The organism is Pseudomonas khavaziana (genome assembly GCF_019145205.1).
Taxonomy (GTDB): Bacteria; Pseudomonadota; Gammaproteobacteria; order Pseudomonadales; family Pseudomonadaceae; genus Aquipseudomonas; species Aquipseudomonas khavaziana.
This window is the reverse complement of sequence record NZ_JAHSTT010000017.1, coordinates 105,889-112,341: the sequence shown is the minus strand read 5'-3', so window position 1 is coordinate 112,341 and position 6,453 is coordinate 105,889. Positions and strand designations below refer to the sequence as shown.

The 6,453-nt window shown below is 59.2% G+C and carries 4 protein-coding genes and 4 tRNA genes; 1 reads left to right on the top strand and 7 read right to left on the bottom strand.

What is annotated here, in order from left to right; genetic code table 11:
• Positions 1-92 precede the first annotated feature (92 nt).
• From KVH01_RS27045 to rluD, 7 genes are all read right to left on the bottom strand, one after another.
• Positions 93-169, bottom strand: a tRNA-Pro gene (locus KVH01_RS27045).
• Between the two features lie 94 nt (positions 170-263).
• Positions 264-339, bottom strand: a tRNA-Lys gene (locus tag KVH01_RS27040).
• 5 nt (positions 340-344) lie between these two features.
• Positions 345-421, bottom strand: a tRNA-Pro gene (locus KVH01_RS27035).
• A 9-nt stretch (positions 422-430) separates the two neighbouring features.
• Positions 431-506, bottom strand: a tRNA-Asn gene (locus KVH01_RS27030).
• Between the two features lie 294 nt (positions 507-800).
• The gene (gene clpB / locus KVH01_RS27025) at positions 801-3,365 is read right to left on the bottom strand and encodes an ATP-dependent chaperone ClpB (RefSeq protein ID WP_043049306.1); all 2,565 of its coding nucleotides are present in this window, start codon (positions 3,363-3,365) and stop codon (positions 801-803) included.
• Between the two features lie 135 nt (positions 3,366-3,500).
• Entirely contained in the window at positions 3,501-4,226 is a 726-nt protein-coding gene (pgeF, locus tag KVH01_RS27020; RefSeq protein ID WP_217883542.1) for a peptidoglycan editing factor PgeF, read from the bottom strand.
• Positions 4,223-5,185: a 23S rRNA pseudouridine(1911/1915/1917) synthase RluD gene (gene rluD / locus KVH01_RS27015; protein WP_043049304.1), complete on the bottom strand. Its 963-nt coding sequence runs from the start codon at positions 5,183-5,185 to the stop codon at positions 4,223-4,225. The genes pgeF and rluD overlap by 4 nt, the downstream gene beginning before the upstream one ends.
• Before the next feature lie 149 nt (positions 5,186-5,334).
• On the opposite strand from rluD, the gene KVH01_RS27010 reads away from it, so the two are divergent.
• Positions 5,335-6,360 (top strand): outer membrane protein assembly factor BamD, encoded by a 1,026-nt coding sequence (locus KVH01_RS27010; protein WP_005784660.1) that lies wholly within the window; start codon positions 5,335-5,337, stop codon positions 6,358-6,360.
• Positions 6,361-6,453: the final 93 nt, after the last annotated feature.

Genomic DNA, 6,453 nt, shown 5'->3' with positions numbered 1-6,453 from the left:
GCAACCCCCCTCCCACACTTGCTTTGCGGTGAACTCAGGATTCGCGCGCGCAAAAAAAATCCCCGTATCTTTCGATACGAGGATTTTTAATATGGTCGGGGTAAGGGGATTCGAACTCCTGACATCCTGCTCCCAAAGCAGGCGCGCTACCGGACTGCGCTATACCCCGGTAAAAAAAAGGCGACCTTTCAGTCGCCTTCTTCGATCAGCGCTTTTGGCCTCTGATCTTAAGATTCGATTCCAGCCTGGACTGGTCTCAAAAATGGTGGGTCGTGTGGGATTCGAACCTACGACCAATTGGTTAAAAGCCAACTGCTCTACCAACTGAGCTAACGACCCAAATATGGTCGGGGTAGGGGGATTCGAACTCCCGACATCCTGCTCCCAAAGCAGGCGCGCTACCGGACTGCGCTATACCCCGGTTTGAAATTGGCTCCGTGACCAGGACTCGAACCTGGGACCCAATGATTAACAGTCATTTGCTCTACCGACTGAGCTATCACGGAACTACATATTTCAAATTTACTGCTGTGTAACCTTCTCTTCGACTTGTCCGTATCGCTACGTTCATGTGTCTGAGGCGCGCTATTCTACAATCTTAAAAACCCCTGTCAACCCTTTAAATTGCTTTTAAGACAATGATTTGCGCTTGTTTCTGATTTCTTCTTGGGGAGAAGAAACCCGTGGGCTGACGTTGCTGCGGGGCGCACTTTACAAGCCTTTGCCTTACAGTTCAACGCCCTATCGAAAAAAAAGGCTCCGCAATGCGGAGCCTCCTCTTATAACACCGGGCGCCGGGCTCAGTGGAAGACGATTTCGTCGTCTTTCACCGTTGCCGTGACGCGGGTGCCAGGCATAAAGCTGCCCGACAGGATCAGTTGCGCCAGCGGGTTCTCGATCCAGCGCTGGATCGCACGCTTCAGAGGCCGTGCGCCATACACCGGGTCGTACCCCACCGCGATCAGCTTATCCAATGCCTCGCTGCTCAGCTCCAGGTCCAGCTCGCGTTCAGCCAGGCGGCTGCGCAGGCGGCCCAGTTGGATCTCGGTGATACCCGCGATCTGATCCCGTGCCAAAGGCTCGAAGATCACCACCTCATCCACCCGGTTGATAAACTCCGGACGGAAGTGCGAGGTCAGCGCATCCATGACCGCAGCACGCTGGGCTTCACGGTCGCCCACCAGTTCCTGGATCTGCGTCGAGCCCAGATTGGAGGTCATCACGATCACCGTATTACGGAAGTCCACGGTGCGCCCGTGACTGTCAGTCAGGCGACCATCCTCCAGCACCTGCAGCAAGATGTTGAACACATCCGGGTGAGCCTTCTCGACCTCGTCCAGCAGGATCACCGAGTAGGGCTTACGCCGCACGGCTTCGGTCAGGTAACCGCCTTCCTCGTAGCCCACGTAGCCTGGTGGTGCGCCGATCAGGCGGGCCACCGAGTGCTTCTCCATGAATTCGGACATATCGATCCGTACCATGGCCTCTTCAGTATCAAAGAGGAACTCGGCCAGCGCCTTGCACAACTCGGTCTTACCCACGCCGGTCGGGCCGAGGAACATGAACGAGCCGCTCGGGCGATTCGGATCGGACAAGCCGGCCCGCGAACGCCGCACCGCATTGGATACCGCCACCACGGCCTCTTCCTGGCCAATGACGCGCTGATGCAGCAGGCTTTCCATCTTCAGTAGCTTGTCGCGCTCGCCTTCGAGCATCTTCGACACCGGAATACCGGTCCACTTGGAGACTACTTCGGCAATTTCCTCCTCGGTCACCTTGCTGCGCAGCAACTGGTTCTCAGGCTTGCCATGCTGGTCAACCATCTGCAGGCTGCGTTCCAGATCAGGGATCACCCCGTATTGCAACTCGGCCATGCGGTTCAGGTCGCCTTTGCGGCGCGCCGCTTCCAGTTCCTGGCGGGACTGCTCGATCTTTTGCTGGATCTGCGCCGACCCCTGTACTTCGGCTTTTTCCGAGGTCCAGATTTCTTCGAGGTCCGAATACTCACGTTCCAGGCGGACGATTTCTTCCTGGAGTTTTTCCAGGCGCTTCTTCGCCGCCTCATCCTCTTCTTTTTTCAACGCCTGGGATTCGACCTTCAGTTGAATCAGGCGCCGATCCAGGCGGTCGAGCACTTCCGGCTTGGAGTCGATCTCCATGCGGATACGGCTGGCTGCCTCGTCGATCAGGTCGATGGCCTTGTCCGGCAACTGGCGATCAGTGATGTAGCGATGGCTCAACTTGGCCGCCGCAATAATCGCGCCGTCGGTGATCGCCACCTTATGGTGGACCTCATAGCGTTCTTTCAGGCCACGCAGGATCGCGATGGTGTCTTCTTCGCTTGGCTCTTCCACCAGGACTTTCTGGAAGCGACGCTCCAGTGCGGCGTCCTTTTCGATGTACTGGCGGTATTCGTTGAGCGTGGTCGCACCGACGCAGTGCAGTTCGCCCCGCGCCAAGGCTGGCTTGAGCATGTTGCCGGCGTCCATGGAACCTTCACCTTTACCGGCGCCGACCATGGTGTGCAGTTCGTCGATAAACAGAATGATCTGGCCTTCCTGCTTCGACAATTCATTGAGCAACGATTTCAGGCGCTCTTCGAACTCACCACGGAACTTGGCGCCGGCAATCAGCGAGCCCATGTCCAGGGACAACAGGCGCTTGCCTTTCAGGCCGTCCGGCACTTCACCATTAATGATGCGCTGGGCCAGGCCCTCGGCAATTGCGGTTTTACCCACACCAGGCTCACCGATCAGCACCGGGTTGTTCTTGGTACGACGTTGCAGGACCTGGATGGTGCGACGGATTTCGTCGTCACGACCGATCACCGGGTCGAGCTTGCCTTCTTCGGCGCGCTTGGTCAGGTCGACGGTGTATTTGTCCAGGGCCTGGCGCGACTCCTCATGGTTGGGGTCGTTCACCGCCTCGCCGCCACGCAGGTTGTTGATGGCGTTTTCCAGGGCTTTCTTGCTCACGCCCTGGCCCAGCAACAATTTGCCAAGCTTACTGTTGTCGTCCATGGCGGCGAGCAACACCAGCTCGCTGGAAATGAATTGGTCACCTTTCTGCTGGGCCAGGCGGTCGGCCTGGTTGAGCAGGCGCGCCAGATCCTGGGACATGTTCACGTCACCGGTAGGGTTCTGGATTTTCGGCAGTTGGTCGAGCTCTTTGCTCAACTCCTTGCGCAGGCTGTTGACGTCAAAGCCCACCTGCATCAGCAAGGGCTTGATGGAACCACCTTGCTGTTCCAGGAGCGCCTGCATCAGGTGCGCAGGCTCAATCGCCGGATGGTCGAGGCCGACCGCCAGGGATTGGGAATCCGATAAGGCCAACTGCAATTTGCTGGTTAAACGATCAATACGCATTAGTCACCTTCCTTTTGAGCAGGCCGGAGCTATGAACAAACACATCCTGAATGAAGAAACCTGCCAGATACCCTTATAGATGGGGTGGATTCTGGGGGTTTCAAGCGGCGAATGTTTGATACAGGTCAGGACAGTCTAGCGTTCAAGCCAGATAAGGGAGGCGAATCGGCCCGTACGCGGGCTGCGGCGATAAGAAAAGAAGCGCGGGTCGGTCACGGTGCACAAACCGCCACCATATACAGCGGTGACGCCGCGTATTGCCAGACGCAGGCGCGCCAGCTGGTAGATGTCAGCCATGACCCTGCCGGGATTGTGGCTGGGAACAAAGGCTTCAGCGGTGGCCGGCAGTTGCTGCATGAACGCCTCACGCACTTCCAGGCCGACCTCAAAGGCTTGCGGACCAATGGCAGGACCGAGCCAGACCAAGACGTCTTCGGGAGCGGTATCCAGGCTTTCGAACGCGGCCTCCAGCACGCCAGCCGCCAAGCCACGCCAACCGGCATGGGCTGCGGCAACCCGGGTACCCGCCCGATTACAGAACAGCGCAGGCAGGCAATCGGCTGTCATGGAGGTGCAGGCGATGCCAGGGGTGCTGGTCCAACTGCCATCTGCCTCGACAATACGGCCCGGATCAGCCTCAACCACGTTAGTACCGTGGACCTGGCGCAACCAGGCTGGCTGAATATTGAACGCGTGGGTCAGACGGCGGCGATTTTCAAGGACGGCCTCCAGGCTGTCCTCGACGTGATCGCCCAGGTTGAGGCTGTCGAACGGCGCCAGACTGACGCCGCCCGCTCGGGTGGTGACGCAGGCTTTCACCCCGGCCGGCGCGGGCCAGTCAGGAATCAGCCAGTCATTCATCCGACAAACGCCTCGCGATCCTGCTTGAGCAGCGACAACAACCAGACCAGATCGTCTGGCAGCGGCGATTCCCAGCTCATTCGCTTACCGCTCGTCGGATGATCCAGCTCCAGGAAACGGGCATGCAGTGCCTGGCGCGGGAAGGATTTCAGCGATTCAACCATGGTTTGGCTCGCCGCCGGCGGAATACGGAAGCGACCGCCGTAGGCAGGATCTCCGACCAACGGGAAGTTGATGTGCGCCATGTGCACGCGAATCTGGTGGGTGCGCCCGGTTTCCAGCTTGACCCGCACATGGGTGTGGGAACGGAAACGCTCCAGCACACGGTAGTGACTTACGGCCTGCTTGCCGCCTTCCATCACCGCCATACGCTGGCGCTGCTGGCCGTGGCGACCAATGGGTGCGTTGATCTTGCCCCCGGCCACCACCACGCCGATCACGATGCACTCGTAGATACGACTGACGCTGCGGCTCTGCAATTGAGTAACAAGCTGCGTCTGCGCCTGGATGGTCTTGGCCACCACCATCAGGCCGGTGGTGTCCTTGTCCAGGCGGTGCACGATGCCGCAGCGCGGGACATTGATAATGTCCGGCACGTGGTGCAACAGAGCATTGAGCAAGGTGCCATCAGCATGCCCGGCGGCCGGGTGAACCACCAGGCCTGCGGGTTTGTTGATGACCAGGATGTCGTCGTCTTCATAGACGATATCCAGCTCGATGTCCTGGGCGACCCATTCTCCCTGGGCTTCCTGCTCGGCAGTCAGCTCAAGAATCGCACCGCCATGGACTATGTCTCGCGGGCGGATAACCGCTCCATCCACAGTCAGGCGGCCGTCTTTGATCCAGGCGGAAAGGCGCGAGCGCGAGTGCTCAGCGAATAATTGTGCGGCGACTTGATCGAGGCGTTGGCCGCCCAATTCGGACGGCACCTCTGCGCGAAGTTCAATTTTATCGGACATGCTCAGACTAGGCGTGGCACAGCCTTTGGTTTCGGCTGCGCGCTTGTGGTTAAATACGGCGTCTTTTGCCCCGAGGCTTTCAACGGGGCGCTCATCATAACAGGACGGCCCCGCCCAAGACAGCGGCCGTCATAGGGACGCAAGCCGCCATGCAAGTGAAACACCTGCTGCTGATCGCCATCCTCGCCATGACTGCTGCTTGCTCGTCAACAAAGGACGTCGTCGACGAAAACCTGAGCGAAGTCGAGCTGTACCAGCAAGCTCAGACAGACCTGGACAATAATAGCTACACCAGCGCCACAGCGAAGCTGAAGGCCTTGGAGTCGCGTTACCCGTTCGGGCGCTATGCCGACCAGGCCCAGCTTGAGCTGATCTACGCCAACTACAAGAACGCCGAGCCGGAAGCTGCCAAGTCCGCGGCCGAGCGTTTTATCCGCCTGCACCCGCAGCACCCGAACGTGGACTACGCCTACTACATGAAGGGCCTGACCTCGTTCGACCAGGACGTTGGCCTGCTGGCGCGCTTCCTGCCGCTGGACATGACCAAGCGTGACCCGGGTGCTGCCCGCGACTCCTACAACGAGTTCGCCCAGCTGACCAGCCGCTACCCGAACAGCCGCTACGCGCCGGACGCCAAGCAGCGCATGATCTACCTGCGCAACCTGCTGGCGTCCTACGAGATTCACGTAGCCCACTACTACTTGACCCGCCAGGCGTACGTCGCGGCAGCCAACCGTGGCCGCTATGTAGTGGAGAACTTCCAGGAAACCCCATCCGTGGGCGACGGCCTGGCAGTCATGACCGAGGCTTACCAGCGTCTGCACCTCGATACCCTGGCAACCACCAGCCTGGAAACCTTGAAACTCAACTACCCTGACCACCCCAGCCTGAAAGACGGCCAGTTCGTGCCTCAGGTGGCCGAAGCCGACAACCGCTCGTGGCTGAGCAAGTACACCCTGGGCCTGATCGAATCCCGCCCACCGCTGCCGCCGGGCGAAACCCGCGCCAACCAGGACGTGATCAAGCAGTACCAGGACGCCAAGGACGCCATTCCTTCGGACCTCAAGCCTCACGACGAAAACGGCGACGTTATCGAAGAAGAGGAGCCGCAGGCCCTTGGCAACAACGAAGACCGTTCATGGTTCAGCTACATGACCTTCGGTGTGTTCGACTGATTGTTCGACGCAACGCAAAAGGGAGCTCTGAGGAGCTCCCTTTTTTATGAGCGAGTATTTATTGCGCTGTGCGCCCGTGGTCACCTTGGCTAA

Excerpts from the sequence above, each read along its gene's own strand:
- clpB (WP_043049306.1), bottom strand. The coding sequence starts at position 3,365 with ATGCGTATTGATCGTTTAACCAGCAAATTGCAGTTGGCCTTATCGGAT.
- pgeF (WP_217883542.1), bottom strand. The coding sequence starts at position 4,226 with ATGAATGACTGGCTGATTCCTGACTGGCCCGCGCCGGCCGGGGTGAAA.
- rluD (WP_043049304.1), bottom strand. The coding sequence starts at position 5,185 with ATGTCCGATAAAATTGAACTTCGCGCAGAGGTGCCGTCCGAATTGGGC.
- KVH01_RS27010 (WP_005784660.1), top strand. The coding sequence starts at position 5,335 with ATGCAAGTGAAACACCTGCTGCTGATCGCCATCCTCGCCATGACTGCT.